The organism is Actinomadura sp. RB99, from assembly GCF_014706005.1.
GTDB lineage: Bacteria > Actinomycetota > Actinomycetes > Streptosporangiales > Streptosporangiaceae > Spirillospora.
In genome coordinates this window covers 129598-153569 of sequence record NZ_JABMCA010000018.1, presented here as the reverse complement: position 1 = coordinate 153569, position 23972 = coordinate 129598, and the positions used below count along the sequence as shown (strand labels likewise).

24 protein-coding genes are annotated in these 23972 nt (G+C 73.5%); 12 read left to right on the top strand and 12 right to left on the bottom strand.

Going from position 1 to position 23972, the window contains the following annotated elements:
• The first annotated feature begins 479 nt into the window (after nt 1–479).
• Both amrb99_RS18985 and amrb99_RS18980 read left to right on the top strand, forming a co-directional pair.
• Nucleotides 480–1172, top strand: coding sequence for a hypothetical protein (locus amrb99_RS18985; RefSeq protein ID WP_190857560.1), 693 nt, complete (start codon nt 480–482; stop codon nt 1170–1172).
• 4 nt (nt 1173–1176) lie between these two features.
• Nucleotides 1177–1863 carry a class F sortase gene (locus tag amrb99_RS18980; protein WP_190857558.1) on the top strand — a complete coding sequence of 229 codons (687 nt, stop codon included), beginning with the start codon at nt 1177–1179 and terminating at the stop codon, nt 1861–1863.
• 108 nt (nt 1864–1971) lie between these two features.
• On the opposite strand, the gene amrb99_RS18975 is transcribed toward amrb99_RS18980, so the two are convergent.
• The 3 genes from amrb99_RS18975 to amrb99_RS18965 form a co-directional block, all read right to left on the bottom strand.
• Nucleotides 1972–2670, bottom strand: a complete 699-nt coding sequence (locus amrb99_RS18975) for a DUF6082 family protein (RefSeq protein WP_190857555.1) — start codon at nt 2668–2670, stop codon at nt 1972–1974.
• A 380-nt stretch (nt 2671–3050) separates the two neighbouring features.
• Complete coding sequence (locus amrb99_RS18970; protein ID WP_190857553.1) at nt 3051–3320, bottom strand: hypothetical protein; 270 nt, start codon at nt 3318–3320, stop codon at nt 3051–3053.
• A 267-nt stretch (nt 3321–3587) separates the two neighbouring features.
• The gene (locus tag amrb99_RS18965; protein WP_190857551.1) at nt 3588–4025 is read right to left on the bottom strand and encodes an ATP-binding protein; all 438 of its coding nucleotides are present in this window, start codon (nt 4023–4025) and stop codon (nt 3588–3590) included.
• A 99-nt stretch (nt 4026–4124) separates the two neighbouring features.
• Between amrb99_RS18965 and amrb99_RS18960 the strand changes: the two genes are divergently transcribed.
• Both amrb99_RS18960 and amrb99_RS18955 read left to right on the top strand, forming a co-directional pair.
• Nucleotides 4125–4937, top strand: a complete 813-nt coding sequence (locus tag amrb99_RS18960; RefSeq protein ID WP_190857549.1) for a helix-turn-helix transcriptional regulator — start codon at nt 4125–4127, stop codon at nt 4935–4937.
• A complete protein-coding gene (locus amrb99_RS18955; protein ID WP_190857546.1) occupies nt 4934–5140 on the top strand; it encodes a DUF397 domain-containing protein in 207 nt (68 codons plus the stop codon). The genes amrb99_RS18960 and amrb99_RS18955 overlap by 4 nt, the downstream gene beginning before the upstream one ends.
• 12 nt (nt 5141–5152) lie before the next feature.
• On the opposite strand, the gene amrb99_RS18950 is transcribed toward amrb99_RS18955, so the two are convergent.
• The gene (locus amrb99_RS18950) at nt 5153–6631 is read right to left on the bottom strand and encodes a metallophosphoesterase (RefSeq protein WP_190857544.1); all 1479 of its coding nucleotides are present in this window, start codon (nt 6629–6631) and stop codon (nt 5153–5155) included.
• Between the two features lie 220 nt (nt 6632–6851).
• Between amrb99_RS18950 and amrb99_RS18945 the strand changes: the two genes are divergently transcribed.
• Complete coding sequence (locus tag amrb99_RS18945; protein ID WP_190857542.1) at nt 6852–7463, top strand: 1,4-alpha-glucan branching protein; 612 nt, start codon at nt 6852–6854, stop codon at nt 7461–7463.
• Between the two features lie 15 nt (nt 7464–7478).
• Here the strand turns inward: amrb99_RS18945 and amrb99_RS18940 are convergent, their stop codons facing one another.
• Nucleotides 7479–8186 carry a GNAT family N-acetyltransferase gene (locus amrb99_RS18940; RefSeq protein ID WP_190857539.1) on the bottom strand — a complete coding sequence of 236 codons (708 nt, stop codon included), beginning with the start codon at nt 8184–8186 and terminating at the stop codon, nt 7479–7481.
• 127 nt (nt 8187–8313) lie between these two features.
• Between amrb99_RS18940 and amrb99_RS18935 the strand changes: the two genes are divergently transcribed.
• Nucleotides 8314–9966: an ABC-F family ATP-binding cassette domain-containing protein gene (locus tag amrb99_RS18935; RefSeq protein WP_190857537.1), complete on the top strand. Its 1653-nt coding sequence runs from the start codon at nt 8314–8316 to the stop codon at nt 9964–9966.
• Between the two features lie 25 nt (nt 9967–9991).
• On the opposite strand, the gene amrb99_RS18930 is transcribed toward amrb99_RS18935, so the two are convergent.
• The gene (locus amrb99_RS18930) at nt 9992–11110 is read right to left on the bottom strand and encodes an ROK family transcriptional regulator (protein ID WP_190857535.1); all 1119 of its coding nucleotides are present in this window, start codon (nt 11108–11110) and stop codon (nt 9992–9994) included.
• Between the two features lie 148 nt (nt 11111–11258).
• Between amrb99_RS18930 and edd the strand changes: the two genes are divergently transcribed.
• The 4 genes from edd (at nt 11259) to amrb99_RS18910 (ending at nt 15152) form a co-directional block, all read left to right on the top strand.
• A complete protein-coding gene (gene edd / locus amrb99_RS18925; RefSeq protein WP_190857533.1) occupies nt 11259–13076 on the top strand; it encodes a phosphogluconate dehydratase in 1818 nt (605 codons plus the stop codon).
• Nucleotides 13073–14071, top strand: coding sequence for a glucokinase (gene glk, locus amrb99_RS18920; RefSeq protein WP_190857531.1), 999 nt, complete (start codon nt 13073–13075; stop codon nt 14069–14071). Before edd ends, glk begins: the two co-directional genes overlap by 4 nt.
• Nucleotides 14068–14694 (top strand): bifunctional 4-hydroxy-2-oxoglutarate aldolase/2-dehydro-3-deoxy-phosphogluconate aldolase, encoded by a 627-nt coding sequence (gene eda, locus amrb99_RS18915; RefSeq protein WP_190857528.1) that lies wholly within the window; start codon nt 14068–14070, stop codon nt 14692–14694. The genes glk and eda overlap by 4 nt, the downstream gene beginning before the upstream one ends.
• A gap of 62 nt (nt 14695–14756) precedes the next feature.
• A complete protein-coding gene (locus amrb99_RS18910) occupies nt 14757–15152 on the top strand; it encodes a PPOX class F420-dependent oxidoreductase (protein WP_190857525.1) in 396 nt (131 codons plus the stop codon).
• Here amrb99_RS18910 and amrb99_RS18905 read toward each other — a convergent pair.
• Complete coding sequence (locus tag amrb99_RS18905; protein WP_190857596.1) at nt 15128–15307, bottom strand: hypothetical protein; 180 nt, start codon at nt 15305–15307, stop codon at nt 15128–15130. The genes amrb99_RS18910 and amrb99_RS18905 overlap by 25 nt on opposite strands.
• Before the next feature lie 73 nt (nt 15308–15380).
• Between amrb99_RS18905 and amrb99_RS18900 the strand changes: the two genes are divergently transcribed.
• Complete coding sequence (locus tag amrb99_RS18900) at nt 15381–16319, top strand: LysR family transcriptional regulator (RefSeq protein ID WP_206700002.1); 939 nt, start codon at nt 15381–15383, stop codon at nt 16317–16319.
• A gap of 129 nt (nt 16320–16448) precedes the next feature.
• Here amrb99_RS18900 and amrb99_RS18895 read toward each other — a convergent pair whose 3' ends face one another.
• Together amrb99_RS18895 and amrb99_RS18890 are read right to left on the bottom strand one after the other, a co-directional pair.
• Nucleotides 16449–16970 carry a DUF1707 domain-containing protein gene (locus amrb99_RS18895; protein ID WP_190857523.1) on the bottom strand — a complete coding sequence of 174 codons (522 nt, stop codon included), beginning with the start codon at nt 16968–16970 and terminating at the stop codon, nt 16449–16451.
• 4 nt (nt 16971–16974) lie between these two features.
• Nucleotides 16975–17715, bottom strand: coding sequence for a PadR family transcriptional regulator (locus tag amrb99_RS18890; RefSeq protein ID WP_190857521.1), 741 nt, complete (start codon nt 17713–17715; stop codon nt 16975–16977).
• A 229-nt stretch (nt 17716–17944) separates the two neighbouring features.
• On the opposite strand from amrb99_RS18890, the gene amrb99_RS18885 reads away from it, so the two are divergent.
• Entirely contained in the window at nt 17945–19957 is a 2013-nt protein-coding gene (locus amrb99_RS18885; protein WP_190857519.1) for a phosphatase PAP2 family protein, read from the top strand.
• A 41-nt stretch (nt 19958–19998) separates the two neighbouring features.
• Here amrb99_RS18885 and hpnH read toward each other — a convergent pair whose 3' ends face one another.
• Genes hpnH through amrb99_RS18870 form a run of 3 tightly spaced genes read right to left on the bottom strand, consistent with a single transcriptional unit; the run spans nt 19999 to nt 23954 of the window.
• A complete protein-coding gene (gene hpnH / locus amrb99_RS18880) occupies nt 19999–21003 on the bottom strand; it encodes an adenosyl-hopene transferase HpnH (protein ID WP_190857517.1) in 1005 nt (334 codons plus the stop codon).
• The gene (gene shc / locus amrb99_RS18875) at nt 21004–22932 is read right to left on the bottom strand and encodes a squalene--hopene cyclase (RefSeq protein WP_190857515.1); all 1929 of its coding nucleotides are present in this window, start codon (nt 22930–22932) and stop codon (nt 21004–21006) included.
• Nucleotides 22932–23954, bottom strand: coding sequence for a polyprenyl synthetase family protein (locus tag amrb99_RS18870; RefSeq protein ID WP_190857513.1), 1023 nt, complete (start codon nt 23952–23954; stop codon nt 22932–22934). The genes shc and amrb99_RS18870 overlap by 1 nt, the downstream gene beginning before the upstream one ends.
• Nucleotides 23955–23972 lie beyond the last annotated feature (18 nt).

Here is a 23972-nt window from a genome sequence, read left to right as displayed (position 1 = left end):
GCCGGGCGGCGAAGCGTCCTGAACCACACCTTCGGCAGCCGCATGAAAGCCACACCCGGCACCCCTGGGCCAGCCAACCCTACGAACGGCTCGCTCAACCCGATCAAGAAGGTAGGGCCGCCTGAGCGTACGCGCGCTCCGTCGGCGGCCGGACCGTCCGTTCCATCGGCCGGCCGCCGACGCGCCGGAGGCGAGTCCATGACGGCGTTGTCGGATTACGAGGGACTCGCGGACTATTTCCGAGAGCGGGGGAATATTCGCGGTGCATTGGGTGCATGGGCCTATTGTCCGTAATGGAGTCCATGACCGGCCATCAAGGGCGCCGCTTTGTCATTGAACGATGAGATATTCGATCAGTGGTCGGATCGCTATCCCCAACGTTTACGGCCAGGACGGCATGTGCCTAATCAGCTGAGGGCAGCTTGATCATGATGATGTCGGACACCTCCGGCATCAACAAGATCACTGTTGGGGGAAGAATGAGCTCTAGCGCGCGCACTGGAATGGCGCTCGCGGTGGCCGGTGCGGCGGGCGGCCTGACGCTGCTGGCCGGCGGCGCCGCCGAGGCGGCGACGGCCACGTCGCAGCTGGCCGCCGCGCCGAAGATCTGCCGGTACGAGGTCACCGCGAGCAGCCTGAACGTCCGCACGGGCCCGGGCACCCGGTGGGAGACGGTGCCGCCTCCGCTGCGGCGCGGCAAGCACCTCGGCGCCGACTGCATCAGCAGCCAGGCCGGCTGGCACCAGCTCCGGTCGAACCAGACCGGCAAGTGGGTCGACGGCCGGTTCCTGCGCCTGCTCAGCCACATCGGCAGGAGCTGCCGCTACGAGGTCACCGCGAACACCCTGAACGTCCGCACCGGCCCGGGCACCGGCTACAGCGTGTCGCCGCCTCCGCTGCGGCGCGGCCAGCACATCACCGCCGACTGCAGGCGCAGCGAGGCCGGCTGGAAGACGCTCCGCCAGAGCGTGCCGTCGAACCAGCTCGGCAAGTGGGTCTCCGGCGCGTTCCTCAAGCCGATCCGCGGGGCGCGCGGCGGTGTCGAGGCCGGTGCCGGCGGCACCTCCGCCGCGTCCAGCCCGCTGTTGGCCGGGGCCGGCCTCGGCGTGATCGCGCTGGGCGGCGGCGTCGGGATCGCGGCGTTCCGCCGCCGGGCGCAGGGGCTCTCCTGAACCGATGAGCAAAGCAAGGCGCAGCGGCCGGCCAATGCACCCGTGGTATTGGCTGGCCGCCGTCCTCATCGCGACAGGGACCGCCATGTGCGTCGTCGGGTTCCGGCTGACCGGCCCCGACGCGCCGCCGCAGCCGCCTTCGTCGAACCTGGTGGAGAAGGCGCCCGACGACACGGCGCCGAACCCGGAGCAGGCGCTCTCGCCGTCGCTGCCCGAACGGGTCAGGATCCCGGTCATCAAGGTGAACGCCCCGGTCATCCGGGTCGCCACCAAGCCGAACGGGGAGCTGGAGGTGCCGCCGCTCAGCCGGGTCGACCAGGTCGGCTGGTACCAGGACGGGCCGACGCCGGGCGAGAACGGCCGCAGCGTCCTCGTCGGCCATGTCGACTCCAAGACCAAGCCGGGCGTCTTCTACAAGCTCGGCGCGCTCCGTCCGGGGCAGCGGATCGAGGTGGTCCGCGAGGACAGGACCGTCCCGGCCTTCCGCATCGACCGCGTCCAGCGCGTCGACAAGGACAAGTTCCCGACCGACGGCGTCTACGGGCGCGGTGGCGGGCCGGAACTGCGCCTCATCACGTGCGGCGGCAGGTTCGACCACGCTCGCGGCCACTACGACGACAACATCATCGTCTACGCGTCCCTGATCCCCGGGACGCGGAACACCGCCCAGCGAGCCCACACGGAAGGCTGACCGGGCGACAGCAACGGCCCCGGCGCCGCGCGACCACTCCGCGGCCCGGGGCCGCCGCATGCCCGCTCCTGGAAGCGCGCGCTGTCCACGGCATGGCGGACGGGTATGTCAGCGTGCGCCGCGCCGGGTCAGGGCGCGGCGGAGGACGGGGGCCACGGCGAGGGTGCCGGCGGCCGTGGCGGCGAGGAGCGCCCAGCGGCGGCGGCGTGCGGGCGGAGACTCGGGCGGCGGAGCGGGGGCCCGGCGGTACTCCTCGTCGAGGATCTCGTGGAAGCGGCGGGCCCGCTTGCTGCCGGACGTGCTCAGGCGCACCTGGCGGGCCTCCTCCCAGTAGGCGCGTCCGGGACGGCCGCTGAACATCTCGCGGGAGATGGCGCGCAGACGGACCTCGGGGAGGGCCTTGGTCTCGTAGGACATCTGCCACTCGGAGACGATCATGTTGATGTACATGAGCTGCCGGCGTACCTTGCGGTCCTCGCCTTCGGGAACCGGACCCCACGCCTCGTCCAGCGCCGGGTCGTCCATCGCCATCTTGAGCAGTTCGGCGATCGCGATCCGCCGAGCCTCCTCACGAGCGATCTTGACGCCGTGCCCTTGGACGAGGACGGCGGCAACACCAGCGGAGACGACGGCGAAGAAGGCCGTTGCCCAAGCCAGGCTGTAGAGGTAGGCGTGGTGCGAGCGTTCGGCGGAGAAGAGCGCTGAGCCGAATGCGGGAGCGGCGACAAGGGGGATGGCGAGGAGCGTGCCAAAAGTTGAGGGGAACTCGCTTCCGAGAGCGTGTTTGCTCACGCTGGGGGGCGGCATGCGTGAATTATATTGTGAGAGCCTCTCGCTCGTGCTCTTAAAATCAGCGAGTGCTAAATCTACTTAAATGCGTTTTGTGTGAGTGATGCGCTGTTGTGTGCAGTAAGGCGTAGATTTGGCTATTTGGCCTGAGGTCGACCTTGTCGCCGCCGGCGAGGCGGACGTCGCCGTCAGGTGGCGGCACTTCTCGTATCGCCCCTTGACGGCCTGTGGCGTGTCGCCCTTTGCGGAAGGTCATAAGGGCGGCACGCCACAAGTCATCGGATCGGACCGCGAGCGGACGCGAGAAGGGGCTGCGAAAATTCGAGATTTCGGCCCGCGCCGTCGCGTTCGGCTCAGGTGATCCGATCGCGATCGATCGGTCCCGGTACGCGGATGGGTCAGGCGTCTGGGATGTCCGGCTTGGCGGCCGAGAGCAGGCGTCCTGAGATGATCACGAGGCGCTCGTCGGCGCCCATGCTGACGCCCGGCGGGAGCCGGTCGGCATATGCGGTCGTGGCGTCACGGCCGATCACGGCGATGTCGCCGTTGTCCAGTTCCCAGATCTCCGGGCAGTCCTGCGTGGTGCGGCTGTCGCCCACTTCGGCGGCGGTCTTGCCCAGCCTCCGCCGGAAATCCGCTCGATGGTCCGCTTCCCAGGGTCTCGTCATGAGGCGCTCGCCCTCCTGTCGACGGCACTGCGCTGAGACCTTCGCATTGCAGAGCAAACATGACAAGGGGCTGCTTTCAGGGGGCGAAGCGGGCAAGAGGGACGTCCGGTGGGCGAACTTCGAGCCGAAAGCGGGCTTGGGCTGGGCTTGATCGTTGAGGCGGCCCTTCTGTGGCCTCGCGCGTGGGGGTATAGCCCCCTTTCTTGAAGGTAAGGCCGTGGGTGTGCGCGGCGCCCGGCGCCGTGCGGCGGGTGAGAGGCGTGCGGGTCAAGGCGGGGGAGAGGCGTCCGTGGCGGGCATGAGGGCCCAGATGATCTTGCCTTTGCCGGTGGCGGAGGGGCGGACGCCGGTGTCCTCGGCGTAGGCGGCGACGATCGCCAGGCCGCGTCCGCTCACGGCGTCCGCGCCGGCGACGCGGGGGAGCGGAAGCCCGGGTGCCGGATCCCAGCACTCAAGGAGGGGCGCGCCGTCGTGCGCGGTGATGCGGATTCGGATGTGGTGGCCGGGCGCCGCGTTGACGGCGTTCGTCGTGATCTCGCTCATGACGAGGATCGAGTCGTCGATCAGAGATCTGCCGTAGCCCCAGTTGGTGAGGGCGTATCGGACGAGTTCGCGAGCGAGGGCGACCGAAGAGCCCACTGCAAGTAGGGTCATCCGGATTTCGCCTGATTTGGGGATTTGAACCGTCGGGACTTGGTCGTTCATTGCCGCCGTCCTGGTCGTTGCGTGATTCGCCTCCCAGGATCAAGGCGTGGGAGTTAGCCTGCACTGGATTGCAAAGCATGCAAAACAGGAGGGGTCTCGATGACGGTGCGCGAAACGATCGATCCGAACTCGTCCCTCTGGGCTTGGTTGGCCTTTGACCTGTGGTTCCACCGGACCCAGCGGAACCTGTCGCTGGCGCAGGTGGCGCGCATCGTCAAGGCCACGAGGGGGACCGTATCGAATTGGGAGGCCGGTAGGTATCGGCCTAATGACGACCACATGACGCTCCTCGATGAGGCATGGAATACCGGTGGTCACTTCCAGAGGCTGATGTACTACGCCCGTACCGGGCATGACCCGGACTGGTTCAAGCAGTTCATCCAGTACGAAAAGAGCGCGGACGTTGTCCGTGTCTACCACGGGAAGACGATCCCGCTACTGGCGCAGACGGAGGACTATGCTCTCTCGCTCCTGCGGGCCGCCGGCCGAATGCGCGAGGCTGAGGCGGAGACCAGAGCGCGGATGAAGCGTCAGGAGATCCTGCTCCGCAAGGAGCCGCCGTATCTCTGGGTGCTGCTCGACCAAGAAGTGCTCGAATCCCGCGTCGGCGACAACGCGGTGATGCGGGACCAGCTTGGTCACCTTCTCAAAATGGGGGAGAACCCGCGCACCATGATCCGCGTCGTGGCCAGATCGGTGGGATGGCATCCGGGGCATGACGGTCCCCTCCAGATCTATAAGATCCGATCGAGGGAGCTGGCCTACGCGGGAGCGCAGATCGGCGGGCGCCTGATCGAGGCCGGTGACGAGGTCGCCACCATCGCGATACGGTTCGAGCAGATCGGGGCGTTTGCCCTATCCAGGGACGCTTCGAGGGAACTGATCGAGCAGACGATGAGGACCTACGAGTGACCAAGTGGCGCAAGAGCTCTCATAGCGGCGGCGGCAACGACGACGCATGCGTCGAGTTGGCCCGGCTGAGCGGCCTCGTCGGCGTGCGGGATTCCAAGGATCCGGAGGGGCCTCGGCTCCGGGTCAGTGCTCGGGACTTCGGCGGGTTGGTGGCGCGCATCAAGCTCGGAGAGCTGAACCTCGATGAGCGGGGCGGTCGCTGAGGCGGCGGGCGGTCACTTGCAGGTGAAGCCCTCGGTGGTGCCGTTGCTCAGCGTGCAGTCCGGGGGCCAGGCCGTTCCGGAGCTGTCGTGGAAGGCCAGGTGCCAGTGGTCCTTCTTGTCGGTCAGCAGCGCGTAGCCGTGCACGTCGTGTGAGATCGAGTTCTGGACGGTCTGGCCGTCGACGGTCTTGCCCATCACCTTGGTGTCGTCCGGCGCGGTGTCGAGCGTGGTCCCCGAAGAGCCCACGGTCAGCTGCGGGGGACGCGTGCTCTTGGCAAAGTCGAGCATCTGGTACAGGTGCAGGTGGCCGGAGAGCACCAGGCGGACGTTGGGCGCCAGCGCCTTCTTCGCAGACCGGGCGAGGCCGCTCGCGAGCGTCGGGTTCGTCCACGTCACGGCGGTGGATGAGGCCTGCTTGACCGTCCACAGCGGTTTGTGGGTGATCAGGAAGTAGTCGTGCGCCGGGTGGTTGGCGGCCAGGGTGTTCACCTCGTCGAACCATTTCGCGTAGAGGGCCGCCTGGGTCTTGTCCGGCTGGGTCCCGTCGTCGGCCGCGGACGAGTCGAACAGGACGAAGTGCAGCGTTCCCGCGTTGATCTGTTCGGGTTCGACCTGGGTCTGCGGCAGCGTGTAGCACTCGTTGTCCTTCTGCGGGGTGGTGGCGAGGTAGCGGAACCATTCGGCGCCCCGCCCCACCTTCCCCGGCGTGCAGACCTCGTGGTTGCCCCGCGCGAAGACGAACGGCGCCTCACCGAGGAGGGGTTCGGCGGGGCGCAGGAAGTCCTTGACGAGGCAGCCCCAGTCGGCCGCCTGCCCCTGGGTGTCGCAGCCCGGGGACGCGTCGTTCGCGGCCTGCGGCTGCTCGCGGTAGACGTAGTCGCCGACATGGACGACGAGGTCCGGCCGGGACTGGGCGGCGGCGTGCGTCGCGAGGGTGTGCAGGGGCCAGGCTTTCAGGCAGTCCTGGTTCGCGGCGGCCCCGGACACCGGGGAGACGACCTCGCAGCCGGCGTCGCCGATCACGGCGACCCGGCGGGGGCGGCCGCTGACGGGCCAGTCCGGCAGGGGGAGTTGGAGGTTGCCGGGGTGGACGGTCGCCGCGCTGGTGGTGCTCGGCTCGATCAGCGCGCCGGTCGCCCCGTCGGGGACCTGCAGCGTGCAGAGCGTGGTGGGGAACTGCTGGAGCCCGCCCGGGGTGTAGGGGTCGCTGACCTTCCGCATCGGCGCGGTGCGGATCTGGCCGCCCTGCTTGTACTGCGCGGTGGGGCACTGGCCGGAGGGCTGCTCGGTGGTGGCGAACCGGAGCTCGGTCGTGTGCGAGGCGCGGTTGACCAGCTGCGTCCACGCCCACGCCTCGCCGTTCTTGGCGCCCGCCGGAGGCGGCGGCGAGGACGCCGCGCGGACGGGCTGTGACGAGGGGCGCAGCGGCCCGGTGATCGCGGCGGTCAGGACGCCGGCGACCGCCAGGGCCACGAGTGCGAGGCGTGACATCGCTCCGGTCTACCCCCGGTTCATGATTGAGCGGTCCATGGCAGGGACTCGCGGTTGATCATCCGACAAAGCCGCTGATGATCTGCCCTGCCCGGTCCGGTGCATGCCGGGCGCGGTTCCGGGGTTGTTCAAGTGATGATCAGCGGTTCCCCTGGCCGTACCGAAGCAGCGCCGCTGTAGCGTGGCCTCGATCGGCGCTGGGCGAGACGGCGGGAGAGGCATGGCGGTCGTTTACGACACCACGATGACGCCCGGGAAGCTGGAGCTTCTCGCGGGCTGGCTGCCGGAGCAGCCGTGGTACGCGGGGAGTGGGGGCGAGCTGCGGAAGGCCGGCGGGTTCCGGCTCGACGACCCCGCCGGCGAGGTCGGCATCGAGTTCATGGTCGTCGGGGAGGGCGGGCACGCCCACCTCGTGCCGATGTCCTATCGGGGGGCGCCGCTCGACGGCGCCGAGGACGCCCTCATCGGGACGTCCGAGCACGGTGTGCTGGGGCGGCGGTGGATCTACGACGGGGTCCACGACCCGGTGTTGCAGGCGCAGCTGCTCGCGCTGATCGAGGGCCGCGCGGTGCCGCAGGACCAGAGTGTTTCCGACATGCGGAACGAGACGGTCGAGAGCCGCTACAGCGGAGAGCCGTTCCCCGGCGGGCCGGCGGCCGTCGTGAACGGACCGGACGGGACCGAGCTCCGGTTCCCGGGGAGGCCCGCCGTGCGGGTGCTCCGGTTGCTGCGGCCGGACGCCGATGCGGCGGGCGCGGCCGGGTGCGTCGCGGGGGAGTGGACGTCGGAGGACGGCGGGACGGTGCGCGGCCCGCTGGTGATCGTGGGCTGAGCCCGCGTCAGGGCGTCAGGGCGTCCAGATCATCGTCCGCTGGTGGAGGCGCCGCCCGCGGTACCTGAGGCCGGGGACGGGGCGGGCCGGGCCGTGCTCGGTGAAGCCCATGCGCCGGAAGAACGCGAGCGCGCGGGTGTTCTCGCACAGGGTCTGCAGATGGCAGCCGGGAGAGCCGGTGGACCTGAGGCGGTCGAACCAGGCGGTCATGAGGTTTTCGGCGGCGCCGGTGCCGCGCGCCTCGGGAACGAGGTTGATGTGCAGGTGCGCGGGCCACCGGGGGTCCTCGAAGGCCGCGGCCCTGGGGCGGCGGTGGGCCGCGCCCCACAGCAGGTCCCCGGTGCTGCGCGCGAAGAAGGCCGCGAGGCGGGGGCGCAGCATGAGGCGGTGCGTCCGGATGGCCTCCAGCATGCGCGCCTCCTCGCTGGGGAGGCGGGACGAGTCGGGGCACCCGGTGAGGCAGCCGACGAGCCGTCCCCCGGACTCGGCGACGAAGAGGGACTCCGGCTCCAGGTCCATGTAGGGGGTGAGGTAGATGTCCGCCTCGGACTCCTCGTGGCCCCACAGGGACGCGGACGGGGAGTCCTCGCGGGCGCGGGCGAACAGGGCGAGCAGCTCGGGACGGTCACTCTCCGTGAACGATCGGATCTCCGCCGGCGCGGGGGAGGCGGTCGTGCCATCGGGGGGCCATGCTCTTTCGGTCTGCAGGTAAACCGGGTTCATGTCCACCCCAACGACCGGGACGGACCGGATGACTCCTGGCGATCAACGATTCGGGGCCGTCACGCCCTGCGACGGGCCGCCGGGGCCTGGCCGGCCGGGTGCCCGGGGCGGATAGCGTTGGGGGTCTATGAGCGCCACTCTCGTCGTCAAGGATCTCGCGGCCGGGCACGGGGACCGGGCCCTGTTCGACGGGCTCGATCTCGTCGTCGCGCCCGGCGACGTCGTCGGGCTGGTCGGCGGCAACGGGGCGGGTAAGTCGACGCTGCTGCGGCTGCTGGCCGGGCTCGGGACGCCCGAGGCGGGCACCGTCCGGCTCAGCCCGGCGTCGGCGTCCGTCGGGTACCTGCCGCAGGAGCCGGAGCGGCGGCCGGACGAGACCGTCGCCGGGTTCCTCGCGCGCCGGACCGGGGTGGCGCGGGCGCAGGCCGACCTCGACGCGGCGACCGAGGGCCTCGTGGAGGGCCGCGCGGGCGCCGACGACGCCTACGCGGCGGCCCTGGAGCGCTGGCTCGCCCTCGGCGGCGCCGACCTGGAGGACCGGGCCGGGGAGGTCGCGGCGGACCTCGGCCTCGGGGTGGGGCTCGACCAGGCGATGACCGCGCTGTCGGGCGGGCAGGCCGCCCGCGCGGGGCTGGCGTCGCTGCTGCTCAGCCGGTACGACGTGTTCCTGCTGGACGAGCCGACCAACGACCTCGACCTGGACGGCCTGGACCGGCTGGAGCGCTTCGTCACCGGCCTGCGCGCCGGGACCGTGGTCGTCAGCCATGACCGCGAGTTCCTCGCCCGGACGGTGACGTCCGTCCTGGAACTGGACCTCGCCCAGCGGCAGATCAACCTGTACGGCGGCGGATACGACGCCTACCTGGCCGAACGCGAGGTCGCCCGGCGGCACGCGCGGGCGGAGTACGACGAGTACGCCGGGAAGCTCTCCGCGCTGCAGGAGCGCGGCCGGATGCAGCGGTCCTGGATGGACAAGGGCGTCCGCAACGCGCGCCGCAAGGCCACCGACAACGACAAGGTCGGGCGCAAGTTCCGGTCGGAGGCGAGCGAGAAGCAGGCGGCGAAGGCGCGGCAGACCGAGCGGGCCATCGAGCGCCTCGACGTGGTCGAGGAGCCCCGCAAGGAGTGGGAGCTGCGGATGGAGATCGCCGCCGCGCCCCGGTCCGGGGCGGTGGTGGCGACGCTGCGCGGCGCGGTCGTGCGGCGCGGCGCGTTCACACTGGGCCCGGTGGACCTGGAGATCGGCTGGGCCGACCGGGTCGCGATCACCGGGGCGAACGGCGCGGGCAAGAGCACGCTGCTGGGCGCGCTGCTCGGCCGGATCGTCCCGGACGAGGGCGACGCGGCGATCGGCCCCGGCGTGGTCGTCGGCGAGGTCGACCAGGCGCGCGGCCTGTTCCTCGGGGACGAGCCGCTGCTGGACGCGTTCGCCGCCGCGTCCGGGCTGGAGCCGGAGCCCGCCCGGACCCTGCTGGCCAAGTTCGGGCTGCGCGCCGGCCACGTCCTGCGCCCGGCGGGCACGCTGTCGCCCGGCGAGCGGACCCGGGCCGCGCTGGCCCTGCTCCAGGGCAAGGGCGTCAACCTGCTGGTGCTGGACGAGCCGACCAACCACCTGGACCTGCCGGCGATCGAGCAGCTCGAATCCGCGCTGGAGTCCTACCCGGGCACGCTGCTGCTGGTCACGCACGACCGCCGGATGCTCCAGGCCGTCCGCACCACCCGCCGGCTCACCGTCGCGGACGGCCGCGTCGCCGACGACCTCGCCCCCACGGGGCGCTGACGGCGCCGGCCGGTGAGGGCGCGGGTCACAGGGCGTCGAGGGCCTCGGGCGCGAGGATGTTGTCGAGGACCATGGCGGCGCAGCCGGTGAGGCCGGCGCTCTCGCCGAGGCGGCTCGGCTCGATCCGCAGGCTGCGCGTCGCGAGGACGGTCGAGCGCTGGTAGACGACCTCGCGCAGGCCCGCGATGAGGGGCTCGTCGGCGCCGACGAGGTCGCCGCCGAGGACGACGACGGCGGGGTTGAGCAGGTTCACGGCGGTGGCGACGACCTCGCCGATGCGGCGGCCGGCCTCGCGCAGCAGCGCGACGGTGGCGGGGTCGCCGGCGCGGGCCATGGCGGCGAGGGCGGGCAGGTCGGCGGCGGACGAGCGGGCCAGCAGGGCGGTGCCGCCCGCGACGGCCTCGACGCATCCGGTGTTGCCGCAGCGGCACGGCGCGTCGCCGGCGGCCGGGACGGGGACGTGGCCGATCTCGCCGGCCGCGCCGAGCGCGCCGCGCTGGATGGCGCCGCCCGCGATGACGCCCGCGCCGATGCCGGTGGACACCTTGACGAACAGCAGGTCCCGGACGCCGGGGTGGGCCTGGTGCTCGCCGAGCGCGGCGGTGTTGACCTCGTTGTCGAGGTGGGCGGGGACCCCGAAGCGCTCCAGGACGGGCGGGCTGACCTCGACGCGGTCCCAGCGTCCGGCGACGTGCTCGACGGCGTCGGGGACGCCGAGGCCCACGCCCCGGATCGACGCCGGGTCGATGCCGGAATCGGCGAGCAGCTCGCTCCACTGGTCGAGGAGGCGCGGCAGCGTCTTGCCCGCGGTGACGTCGGCGGGCGGCGCGTCGGACCGGGCGAGGACGCGGCCCGCGAGGTCGCAGACGGCGAGCTGGCCGCGGGACTGGCCGAGGTTGGCGACGAGCACGGCGCCGCCGGCGGCGTTGAAGGCGAGGCGGGCCGGGGGCCGCCCGCCGGTGGACGGGCCGTCGGCGCGCTCGACGACGAGGCCGCGGGCGATCAGCTCGGCGACGCGGGACGCGACGGCGGGCCGGGAGAGGCCGGTGACGCGGCCCAGGTCGGCGCGGGTGGCGACGCCGTCCTCGCGGATGAGGCGCAGGACGTCGCCGGTCGTGCACGGGCGGGACACGGGGCGCGGCATCCGGTCAGTCAAGCACGGCCGTCTTCCGTACGTCCAGTTAGCCGAACTGACGGACTTTTGTTAGTTGAAGTTCATAAGTCGGCTTGTATGCGTGACCTATGTCTCGATAGTTTGGCGATCTACCGATCCCCCTGGTCTGGAGCTCGCGATGGCCTTGCACCCTGCCCTGGAACGTGTCACACAGCGGATCGCCGAGCGGAGCGCCGCCCGGCGCACCGCCTACCTCGACCGCATCGCCGCCGCCCGCACGCAGGGCCCGGCGCGCACCGGCATGGGGTGCGCCAACCTCGCGCACGGGTTCGCGGCCTGCGGCGTCCAGGACAAGCTGTGGCTGCGCGGGAACGTCACGCCGAACATCGCGATCGTGTCGGCGTACAACGACATGCTCTCCGCGCACCAGCCGTTGAAGGACTACCCCGACATCCTGAAGGCCGCGATCCGCCAGGCGGGCGGCACCGCGCAGTTCGCGGGCGGCGTGCCGGCGATGTGCGACGGCATCACGCAGGGCCGCGCGGGCATGGAGCTGTCGCTGTTCAGTAGGGACGTGGTGGCGATGGCGACGGCGGTGGCGCTGTCGCACGACATGTTCGACGGCGCGCTGCTGCTCGGGGTCTGCGACAAGATCGTCCCGGGCCTGGTGATCGGGGCGCTGTCGTTCGGGCACCTGCCGGTGATCCTGGTGCCGGCCGGGCCGATGGCGTCCGGGCTGCCGAACGCGCAGAAGGCGAAGGTCCGCAAGCGGTACGCGGCGGGGGAGATCGGGCGGGACGAGCTGCTCGCCGCGGAGGCCGCGTCCTACCACTCGCCCGGCACCTGCACCTTCTACGGGACGGCCAACTCCAACCAGCTGCTCATGGAGGTCATGGGCCTGCACCTGCCGGGCGCCAGCTTCGTCCCGCCGGGGACCCCGCTGCGCGACGGGCTGACCGAGGCGGCCGGGCGCCGGGTGCTGAAGCTCACCGACCTCGCGGACGAGTACACCCCGATCGGCGAGCTGCTGGACGAGCGGGCGTTCGCCAACGCGATCGTCGCGCTGCTCGCGACCGGCGGCTCCACCAACCACACGCTGCACCTGGTCGCCATGGCCGCCGCCGCGGGCATCGAGCTGACCTGGGACGACTTCGACGAGCTGTCGAAGGTGACGCCGCTGCTCACCCGGCTCTACCCGAACGGGACCGCCGACGTGAACCACTTCCACGCGGCCGGCGGCACGGCGTTCCTCATCGGCGAGCTGATCGACGCCGGGCTGCTGCACGAGGACGCGCGGACGGTCGGCGGCGCCACCCTCGCCGCGTACCGCAGGACGCCGCACCTGGAAGGCGGCAAGGTGGTGTGGCGGGACGCGCCCGCCGAGTCCGGCGACCCGGACGTCCTGCGCCCCGCCGACGAGCCGTTCGACACCCACGGCGGCCTGCACACCGTGTCCGGGAACCTGGGCCGCGCCGTGATCAAGGTGTCGGCGGTGCGGCCGGAGCACCGCACGGTCGAGGCGCCCGCCCGGGTGTTCGAGTCGCAGGAGGCGCTGCAGGAGGCGTTCGCCGCCGGCGAGCTGGACCGGGACGTCGTCGCGGTCGTCCGGCACCAGGGCCCGCGCGCCAACGGCATGCCGGAGCTGCACCGCCTCACCCCGCCGCTGTCGGTGCTCCAGGACCGCGGGTTCCGGGTCGCGCTGGTCACGGACGGACGCATGTCGGGCGCCTCGGGGGCGGTGCCCGCCGCGATCCACGTGTCGCCGGAGGCGGCGGCGGGCGGCCCGCTCGCCCGCGTCCGCGACGGCGACGTCGTCCGGCTGGACGCCGACAAGGGGCTGCTGGAGGTCCTCGTCCCGGACGAGGAGTTCGACGCCCGCATCCCCGGCGGCGCGGCGCCGTCCGCCGAGGAGTGGACGGGCACCGGCCGGGAGCTGTTCGACGTGTTCCGCCGGTCCGTCGGCGCGGCCGAGCTGGGCGCGGGGGTGTTCGCATGAGCAATGGAGCGGAGACGGTGTGGCTGGTCGCCGACGTCGGCGGGACGAACGCCCGCTTCGCCCTCGTCGACGGCCCGGACGGCGCCCCGGAGCGGGTGGAGTCGCTGCCGACCCGCGACCACGCGGGGCTGGCCGAGGCCGCGGCCGCCTATCTCGACCGGTACGCCCCGGACGTCCGCCCGGCGGCCGCGTGCCTGGCGGTGGCGGGCCCCGTCACCGGCGGGACCTACCACCTGACCAACGCGGGCTGGCCGAAGGGCACCGCGGAGGGGGTGCGCGAGCACCTCGGCGTCCCGCACCTGGAGATCCTCAACGACTTCGAGGCGCTCGCCCTCGCGCTGCCCCGCCTGGGACCGGACGACCTGGTCCCGATCGGCCCCGCCGCCGACCGCGCCGCCGGGCCCGCGCCGCTCGCGGTGCTCGGCCCGGGGACCGGGCTCGGCGTCGCCGGTCTCGTCCCGACGCCCGCCGGGTGGGTGCCGCTGCCCGGCGAGGGCGGCCAGGTGGACGTCCCCGCCGCCACCGACCGGGAGCTGGCGGTCGCGCGGCTGCTGCGCGCCGAGCACGGCACGGCCCGCGCCGAGTCCCTGCTGTCCGGGACGGGCCTGGCGCGCATCCACCGCTACCTGGCGATACTCGACGGTGTGAAGGTCGAGCCGCTGGACCCGGCGCGGATCTGCGCGCACGACGGCGACCCCCTGTGCGCGGAGGCCGTCGCGATGTTCTGCGCGCTCCTCGGCTCGCTCGCCGGGAACGTCGCGCTGACCCTCGGCGCCCGCGGCGGCGTCCACCTCGGCGGCGGCATCCTGCCGCGCATCGCCGACGAGCTGCGCCGCAGCGACTTCCGCGCCCGCTTCGAGGCGAAGCCGCCCGTCGAGGACTACCTGCGCCCCATCCCGACCTCGCTGATCGTCCACCCCGGCCCGGCCCTCGTCGGCGCCGCCGTCCGGCTGGCGCAGACCCCGGCCGCCATGGAGACCCTGGAGCACGTGTGAACACCGAAGAGCTGTTCGGGCTGGCGCCCGTCGTCCCGGTCGTCGTCCTGGACGACGCCGACCACGCGGTCCCGCTGGCCCGCGCCCTGGTCGAGGGCGGCCTCCCCGCGATCGAGGTGACGCTGCGCACGCCCGCCGCCGCCGAGTCGATCGAGCGGATCGCCGCCGAGGTGCCGGACGCCGTCGTCGGCGCGGGCACGGTCGTCACCGCGCGGGACGCCGAGCGGTCGCTGAAGGCGGGGGCGCGGTTCCTCGTCAGCCCCGGCTGCACGCCCCGGCTGCGCGCCGCGATGGCGGACACCGGCCTGCCGTTCCTGCCGGGCGTGTCCAGCGCGTCCGAGGCGATGGCGCTGCTGGAGGAGGGCGTCACCGCGATGAAGTTCTTCCCCGCCGAGCCGGCGGGCGGCGTCCCCTACCTGAAGGCGCTCGGCGGGCCGCTGCCGCAGATCACGTTCTGCCCGACGGGCGGGATCCGGCCCGGCAACGCCGCCGAGTACCTCGCGCTGCCGAACGTCGGCTGCGTCGGCGGCACCTGGCTGACCCCGTCCGACGCCGTCCGCGCGGGGGACTGGGACCGGATCCGCGGCCTCGCCGCCGAGGCCGCGGAGCTCCGCCCGGCCTGATGTCACGTCCGCGGGTCTCCCTCACGTCTCCTGGGCAGGAGCGAGAACAAGGGAGGCCCGCAATGGACACCACGAACATCCGCGAGACGCTCGACGGGCTGGCGCGCCAGCGCACCGTCCTGCTGACCACCTACCGCAAGGACGGCACGCCGGTCGGGACGCCGGTGAACATCGTCGTCCGCGGCGACCACGCCTACTTCCGCACCTACGACAAGGCGTACAAGGCCAAGCGGATGGCCCGCAACCCCGAGGTCGAGGTGGCGCCGAGCACCTACAGCGGCAAGGTCACGGGGCCCGCGGTCCACGGCCGCGTCCGGCTCCTCAGCGAGGAGGAGGCGAAGCCCATCCGCCGGATGCTGGCGCGCAAGCACCGCTTCCAGCAGGGCTTCGCCGTTCCGCTCCTCCACCGCGTTAAGCACTACAAGACCCTGCACTACGAGCTGACGCTCGATGCCTGACCGCCGTCCCGGTGCGGGCACGGCCCGGCGCCCAGCCGGGCCCCGCCCGCCGCCGGGACGAGGTCCATCCGCAGCCGTCCGCAGGAGCAGCGGCTCCACACGACGACGCCGTCACTGGTGAGATGCCGGGAAAGGATCCTGCCTCGCTGTGTCATGACGGCAGTCTGCACAGATCCGAACGTTGCCGTCCATTTCACATTTCCGCGATCGTATGTGCAAAATGATTGCATGATCGACCTGCGGCGGCTGCACATGCTCCGGCTCGTCCACCAGTACGGGACGGTCACCGCGGCGGCGGACGCGCTGCACCTCACCCCGTCCGCCGTCTCCCACCACCTGCGCGAACTGGCGCGCGAGCTCAAGGTCCCGCTGCTGGAACCGCAGGGCCGCCGCGTGCGGCTCACCCCGGCCGCGCACCTGCTCATCGAGCACGCCGACGCCATGCTCGCCCGCTGGGAGGAGGCGCTCGCCGACCTGGAGTCGCACCGCGCGGGCGCCGCCGGGCCGCTGCGCATGTGCGGGTTCACCACGGCGGTCGGCGGCCTGGTCGCTCCGGCCGCCGGCGCGCTGCTGCGCGCCGACCCGGCGCTGACGATCGAGATCCGCGAGTGCGACACCGACGTGGCCATGGGCCTGCTCGCGGCGGGCGAGACCGACGTCGCGGTCATCGAGCCCACCGCGGACGCGCCGCCGCCCGGCGATCCGCGCTTCGACCGCGAACCGCTCATGGCGGAGGCGCTCGACCTGATCGTCCCGGCCGGGCACCCGCTCGCGGGCCGCCGCGGCGTCCGGCTGGAGGACGCGGCGGCCGAGGCGTGGATCAGCGTGCAGCCCGAGGGCTGCGCCCACCACCAGCAGGTCATGGCCTACTGCGCGGCCGCCGGCTTCACGCCCCGGATCGCGCACAACGCCACCACCTGGTCGGTGATCTGGGCGCTGGTCGGCAACGGGCTCGGGGTGTCGCTGGTCCCGCGACTGGCGGACGGGCCCGCCGACCAGCCGGTCGTACGCGTCCCGCTGTCCGGCGACGCCGTGCCGATGCGGCAGGTGCTGACCTGCGTCCGGCGGGGCAGCCGCGCGAACCCGCTGATCGCCCGCGCGCTCGGTGCGCTCCGCGAGGCCGTCCCGTCCCGCTGCGCGCTCCCGCCCGAACGCCCCGCCGCCTAGCGCCGGAACGCCCCGCCGCCTGGCGCCGGAACGCTCCGCCGCCTGGCGCCGGAATGGCGCCGGCCCGGCTGCGGGGACCGCACCCAGGCCGGCCTGCCCGCCCGCCGGAGCGGGCGGTCCGTCCCCGGCTCAGGCGCCGGGGTTGAGGCGGCGGCGCGACCGGCGGGCGCCGACCAGCAGCATCACCGCGCGCACCAGCCAGATCACCAGCGCGACGTGCAGCACGGCCAGCGCCGCCGTGCCGACGCCCACCGTGAACGCGACCGCGAAGAACACGGCGATCATCAGCGGGAACGCCGGGAAGCGCGGGCCGTGCCGGTAGTGCGCCATATGCCGGTGGGCGTGCGCCATGTGCCGGTGGTGGCGGTTCAGGGGCCGCCCCGGGCCGCCGAACGCGAGCGCGGGGCCGAGGTCCCAGGGGACCGCGCCGAAGGTCGCCGCGGGCCGTTCCGGTTCGGGCAGGCCGTTCGGCGCGGGCAGGTCGCGGACGAGCGCGCGCAGGTCGCCGTGCGTCTTGGCGGCCAGCACGGCGTCCAGCCGCTCGTCGAGTTCACCGCGGTCGAGCCGCCCCGCCGCGAAGTGGTCGTGCAGGGCGACCATCACGGCGTCCCGCTCGGCGTCGCCGATGCGGATGTCGTCCGGGCGCGTCACCGGTCTACTCCTCGTCGTCGGCGGCCGTCGGGCCCGCGTCGTCGCCGGCGGGGTCGTCGTCGGCCAGGATCCGGTACAGGTTCCGGCGCGCCTCCGACAGGACGTCCCGGGCCTGCGCGACCTGGTCCGGCGAGCCGGAGTGGACGATCTGCATGACCGCGGCCCCCGTCTGCGCGGCCTGCTTGAACAGCTCGGGGACGCCCTCGCCGAACTCGGGCGTCATCTCCGCCCACGGCTCGGCGAGCCGCTCGGCGTTCTCCTCGACGTACGCGCGGCCCTCGTCGGTCAGGTGGAAGGTGCGGCGGCCGCCGCCCTCCTCGCCCGCGATGAGCCCCTCGTCGGCGAGCTGCTGCAGCGCCGGATAGACCGCGCCGGGGCTGGGCTTCCAGGCGCCGCCGCTGCGCTCGTTGATCTCCTGGATGATCTGGTAGCCGTTGCGGGGCTCCTCGGCCAGCAGGACGAGGATCGCCGCGCGGACGTTGCCCTTGCGCGCCTTGGGCCCCCGCCCCCAGGGTCCGCGCCCGCGCGCCCACGGCGCCCGGCCGGGCCCGAACCCGCCGGGCGGCCCCCAGGGGCCGGGCCCGCCGCCGAACATCGGGCCGAAGCCGGGGAACTCGCCCCGGGGCCCGGGGCCGTGCGCGTGCGGGCCGTGCCGGGACGCCGCGTGCGCGGCCTTCGCTCCGAGCGCCGCCGCTGCGAACGCCCAGCGCCAGTCGGGTCCGCCGTGCGCGTGTGCCGCTCCCATGTTCTGCACCTTCCTTCTGAGATCTCTCTTTGATCCTTCGCGATACGACAACGATATATCGAAGACGGCTCGCTGTGCCAGATGGTTCCCGGATTCGCCGCGCCGGTCCCCCGGCCGGATCGCGCCTGCCTCCCGGCCGGATCGCGCCGACATCCCGGACATGATCATCTATTCCGGTCATGGCCGTCTGACCGGCGGAAATGCTGGGTAACAGCCGGGCGGGGGGACGATGGGGACTCAGGATGCGGTGACCGCGCGGGACGCGGTCCTCGCCCGGGACGGCGCCGCGACGCGGGGGCGGGCGAGCGGCGAGATCCTGCTCGGGCTGGCGCTGTTCGGGCTGTACTCCCTGGTGGCGATGCTGCCGGAGCAGACCAGGGAGCACGCGTCCCGCCTGCGCGGGCAGAGCGTGCTCGCCCTGGAGCGGACCCTGCACCTCGACGTCGAGCGGGCCCTCAACGGCTGGCTCGCCGGACGGCCCGTCCTGCGCGTCCTGGCCGACTACGAGTACGCGACCACCTACATCGCGGCCACGCTCGCGGTGCTGGTCTGGCTGTACGTGCGGCATCCCGGGCGGTACCGGACGGCGCGCAACGCGTTCGTGACGCTGAACGTCGGCGCCATCGCCTGCTTCGCGCTGTTCCCGGTGATGCCGCCGCGGTTCCTGGGCGGCCTCGGCTTCGTCGACACCGTCCGGCTCGGCCGGACCTGGGGGTCGTGGGGCTCGCCGGTGATCGAGCACGCGGACCGGTTCGCGGCCGTCCCGTCCCTGCACATGGCATGGGCGTTATGGGCCGGCGTGGAGCTCGCGCGGGCGAGGGCACCGCGCCCGGCGCGCGCGCTGAACGGCGCGCACATCGCGGTCACCGCCTACGTCATCGTCGCGACGGCCAACCACTACGTGCTGGACGCGGTCGCGGCGGTGCCGCTGGTGGCGCTGTCGGTGGTCACCGCCGACCGGCTGGCGGCCCGCCCCGCGGCGGAGGAGCGCGTCCCGGCGCAGGACGCGTTCTTCCTCGCGGTGGAGAGCGCCGCCGCGCCGCAGCACGCGGGCGGCGTCATCATGCTCGACACCTCCCGCCGCGCCCTCGGCCGGCTCGACCTGGTCCGGCTGATCGGCGACCGGCTCGACCGGCTCCCGCGGTTCCGGCAGCGGCTCGCGGGCGGCGGACGGTGGCGGCGGCCGGTCTGGCGCGACCACCCCGCCATCGACTGGTCGTGGCACGTCGCCGAGCGCGACGTCGACGGCATGGACGGCCTCCGCGCGATGATCGCCGAGATCCAGGCCGAGCCGCTGCCCCGCGACCGGCCGCTGTGGCGGATGATCCTGGTCAACGGGGCCGCGCCCGGCCGCACCACGCTCGTGTTCCTGATGCACCACGTCGTCGCGGACGGCGTCGGCGTCGTCGCGCAGGCCGTCTCGCTGATGGAGCCCGCCGCGCCCGGCCCGGCCACCGGGCGCGAACCGGCGGCGCCGCCGCGCCGCCGCGTCCGCGAGGCGCTCGCCGGCGCCCTCGGCCTCGCGCAGCTCGCCGTGGACAGCGGGGTCGGCGCCGCGCCGCCCGCGCGGCTGCCGTCCGCCGGGACGGCCGGGCGCCGCTTCGGCACCCTGCGGATCCCGCTCGACGAGCCCCGCGAGATCGCGCGGCGGCACGGCACCCGCGTCTCGGACGTCGTGATGTGCGCGGTCGCGGGCGCCCTCCAGCGGACCGTCCGGTTCCCGCCGGGAAGGCCGGCGGGGGAGTGCCGCGTCGCGGTGCCGCTGATGATGCGGTCGCCCGGCCAGGGCATGGAGGGCAACCACACCACCGCCGTCATGGTGGACCTGCCGATCGGCGCGATGCCGGAGCGCGAGCGGCTCGCGGAGATCGCCCGGCGCAGCCGCGTGCTGCGGTCCGGGACCCGCGCGCTGGCCGCGTGGTTCGTGATGCGGCGGGCGGGGCGGCTCATGCCGGTGCCGCTGCACGCGCGGTTCGCGCGGGCCGTCTACGGCGGCCGGTTCCTGCAGGGGATCGTGTCGAGCCTGCCGGCCAGCGGCGAGCGGATGCTGCTGACCGGCGTCCCGGTGACCGGCGTGTACCCGGTCGTCCCGCTCGCGCCCGGCGCGCCGCTCGCGGTCGCCGCCCTGGGCGTCGACCGCGAGCTGTGCTTCGGCTTCTGCGCGGACACCGGGCTGGTGGACGACGCCGGCGCGCTGGCCGCCGCCGTCCGCGACGTCATCCGCGAGCTGCGGGACGAGTGAGCGCCCCCGCCGACCACACGCGGCCGGTCGCCCGACGATGATCAGATGCTGCGCACCGCGCGAAGCGATTCCTTCAGCGAGCCCATCGTCGCGAACACGGCGGTGGGCTCGTAGCCGCAGTGCGCCATGCAGTTGGCGCAGCGGTCGTCGCGTCCCCGGCCGTAGGAGTCCCAGTCGGTCTCCTCCAGCAGCTCCCGGTACGTCTCGGCGTAGCCGTCGTCCATCAGGTAGCAGGGGCGCTGCCAGCCCTTCAGCGAGTACGACGGGATCGCCCACGCCGTGCACGGGAAGTCGACCTTGCCTTCGAGGAAGTCCAGGAACAGCGGCGAGTGGTTGAACCGCCAGCGCTTGCGGTTGCCGTCCGCGAACGCCTTCTGGAACAGCGCCCGGGTCTCCTGCACGCCGAGGAAGTGCTCCTGGTCGGGCGCCTTCTCGTAGGCGTACGCCGGCGAGATCATCATCTGGTCGACGCGCAGGTCGTCGTTGAGGTAGTTCAGCACGTCGATGACGGTCTGCGGGGTGTCGGTGTTGAACACGGTGGTGTTCGTCGTGACCCGGAACCCGCGCTCCTGGCACATCCGGATCGCCGCGACCGCCTCGTCGAACACGCCCTCCTTGCAGACCGACGCGTCGTGCCGCTCGCGGAGCCCGTCGATGTGCACCGCCCACGCGAAGAACCGGGACGGCTCGAAGTCGTCGATCTTCCGCGGGATCAGCGCGGCGTTCGTGCACAGGAACACGTACCGCTTCATCCGGATCAGCTCGCGCACCAGCTCGCCGATCTGCGGGTGCATCAGCGGCTCGCCGCCGGCGATCGACACCATCGGCGCGCCGCACTCGCGGATCGCGGCGACGGCCTGCTCGACCGGCATCCGCTGCTTCAGCACGCTCGCCGGATGCTGGATCTTGCCGCAGCCCGCGCACGCCAGGTTGCAGGCGAACAGCGGCTCCAGCTCGACGATCAGCGGGAACTTCTTCCGCCCCGCCAGCTTGTTCCGCAGGACGTACCCGCCGACGCGCAGGCTCTGGCGCAGTGGCATGGCCATTTAGGAACCGATCCCCTTCACGTAGCGGCCCAGCGCCGACAGCGGGAACACCAGGCGGTACAGGTGGTAGTTGATGTAGAAGTCGCCGGGGAACCCGGTGCCGGTGAAGTGGTCCTCGTCCCACGTGCCGTCGGGGCGCTGGTGCTCGGTGAGCCACCGCACGCCCCGCTCGACGGTCCGGCCGCGCTCCCCGGCCGCGAGCAGCGCCAGCAGCGCCCACGCGGTCTGCGAGGCGGTGGAGACGCCGTGCCCGACCCACTCCGGGTCGCGGTAGGAGCGCAGGTCCTCGCCCCAGCCGCCGTCCTCGCGCTGGTGGCGCTCCAGCCAGCGGACGGCCCGCCGGATCGCCGGCTTCCCGGGGCGGACGCCCGCCGCGATGAGCGCGGGCACCACGCTCCCGGTGCCGTAGACGTGGTTGGCGCCCCACCGGCCGAACCAGGACCCGTCGTCCTCCTGCGCCTTCAGCAGCCACACGACGGCCCGCTTCACCAGCGTGGAGTCGGCCATCCCGCGGTGGCTGAGCGCCTCCACGACGTGCGCGGTGACGTCGGCGGACGGCGGGTCGATGACCTCGCCGAAGTCGCAGAACGGCAGCCGCCGGCACAGCGCGCGGGTGTTGTCGGCGTCGAACGCGCCGAACCCGCCGTCCCTGGAGACCATCCCGGCCATCCACCGGACGCCGCGCTCGATCGCCGGCTCCGCCTTCGGGTGGGCGACCCGGCTGAGCGCGAGGACGGCCTCGGCGGTGTCGTCGGTGTCGGGGTAGTAGTCGTTGTCGAACTCGAACGCCCAGCCGCCCGGCGGCAGGTCGGGGCGGCGCACCGACCAGTCGCCCGGCCCCTGCACCTCCTCGCCGAGCACCCACTCGGCCGCCGTCTCCAGGGCCGGGTGGCCGGCGGGCACGCCCGCGTCGGCCAGCGCGTTCATCGCCAGGACGGTGTCCCAGACGGGGGACTGGCACGCCTCCAGCCGGCGGCCCTTCGCGTCCCGGATGGTGAAGCGCTCCAGCCCGTCCAGGCCGCGCCGCACCACCGGGTGGTCCAGGCCGTGGCCGAGCAGGTGCAGCGCGAGCAGCGAGTACACCCACGGCGGCTGGATGCCGCCCCACGACCCGTCCGGCTCCTGCCGCGCGATGATCCACTCGCCGGCGCGGCGCAGCGCCGCCTTCCGCAGGCCGGGCAGCGGACGCCGCTCGTAGACGCGCAGCGCCCGGTCGAGCGCGGTGAACGCCTCGTCCCAGCCGGGGACGAGGCGCCGCCCGCGCCGCACGGGCCGCCCCGACCGCAGCTCCTCCAGCTCGAACGGCAGCGGCCGGACGGGCCGCTTCGCCGCGACCACCGTCAGCGGGACGATCGTCTGCCGCGCCCAGCACGCGAAGTCGTAGACGTTCAGCGGGAACCAGCGCGGCAGGAACACCATCTCCGGCGGCAGCGCCGGCAGCTCGTCCCAGGACCAGTGCCCGAACATCGCCAGCCAGAAGCGGGTGAAGACGCGGGTGGCGGGGATGCCGCCCTCGCCGCGGACGAACGCGGCGGCGCGGCGCATGTGCGGGGCGTCCGGCTCGTCGCCGGCGAGCCGCAGCGCGACGTACGCCTCGACGGTCGTGGACAGGTCCGGCGGCCCGTCGTGGAAGTTGGCCCAGGTGCCGTCGGGGGCCTGCTGCGAGCGGATCCAGCGGGCCGCCTCGCGGGTGTCGTCGGCGGTGCGGATGCCGAGGAACTCGCGGAGCAGCAGGTCCTCGGCGTCCATGGTCACGTTGGTCTGGAGCTCGCCCTTCCACCAGCCCTCGGGCGCCTGGAGGCGCAGGAGGTGGTCGCGGGCGGCCGCCATCGCCTCGGCGGGCGTGCGGGTCCCGGCGGACGCGCTGGGCGCGCTGGGCGCGGCGGGCACGGTGGACGCGCTGGTCTCGGTCGGTTCGGTCGCTGTCATCAGTGGTCCCGGCGGGTGACGAAGGCGGCGATGCGCAGGAACTCGGCGCGGACGGGCTCGGGCAGCGCGGCGGACGCCAGGTGCGCGGTCGCGCTCGCGATCCGCTCGTCGGCCCGGGCCTCGGCCCAGGCCCGGCCCCCGGCGGCGTCGACGAGCGCGGCGGCCTCGGCCAGCTCGTCCTCGTCCGGACCCTCGGGGTCCGGCGGCCGGGCGTACAGCTCGGCGAGCCGCGCCCCTTCCGGCGTGCCGGAGTTCAGCGCGGCCACCACCGGCAGCGACATCTTCCGCGACCGCAGGTCCGACAGCGCGGGCTTGCCGGTCGTGGCGGGGTCGCCCCAGATGCCGAGCAGGTCGTCCACCAGCTGGAACGCCAGCCCGAGGTCGGCGCCGAACGCCTCCAGCGCGGCGGCCAGCGGCTCGGCGGCCCCGTCCAGCACCGCGCCGATCGCGCAGGAGCAGGCGAGCAGCGCGGCGGTCTTGTCCGCCGCCATCGCGGTGCACTCCTCCAGCCCGACCTGCCGGCGCGTCTCGAACTCCAGGTCGAGGGACTGGCCCGCGATGAGCCGCCGCGTCGCGACGGTCAGCGCGCGCGCCGCCCGCGCCGAGCCCTGCCCGGGGGCCTCCAGAAGCACCTCCAGGGCGAGCGCGAGCAGCGCGTCGCCCGCGAGGATCGCGGCGGGCTCCCCGAACACCGTCCACGCGGCCGGGCGGTGCCGGCGGGTCCGGTCGCCGTCCATGATGTCGTCGTGGAGCAGCGAGAACGCGTGCGTCAGCTCCACCGCGACCGCGCCGGGCAGCGCGCTCTCCGGCGGCGCGCCCGCCGCCCGCGCCGACAGCAGCGCCAGCGCCGGGCGCAGCGCCTTCCCGGCGGGCGCCGCGAGCGGGCGGCCCTCCTCGTCGGCCCAGCCGAGATGGTAGGCCGCGACCCGGTAGGTGCGGGGATCGAGCCGGCCCACCGCGGCGCGCAGCGCCCCGTCGACCAGCCCGCGAACATCGGTCATCGAGACCGGAACGGCCGTCATCGATCACACCTCTCGAAG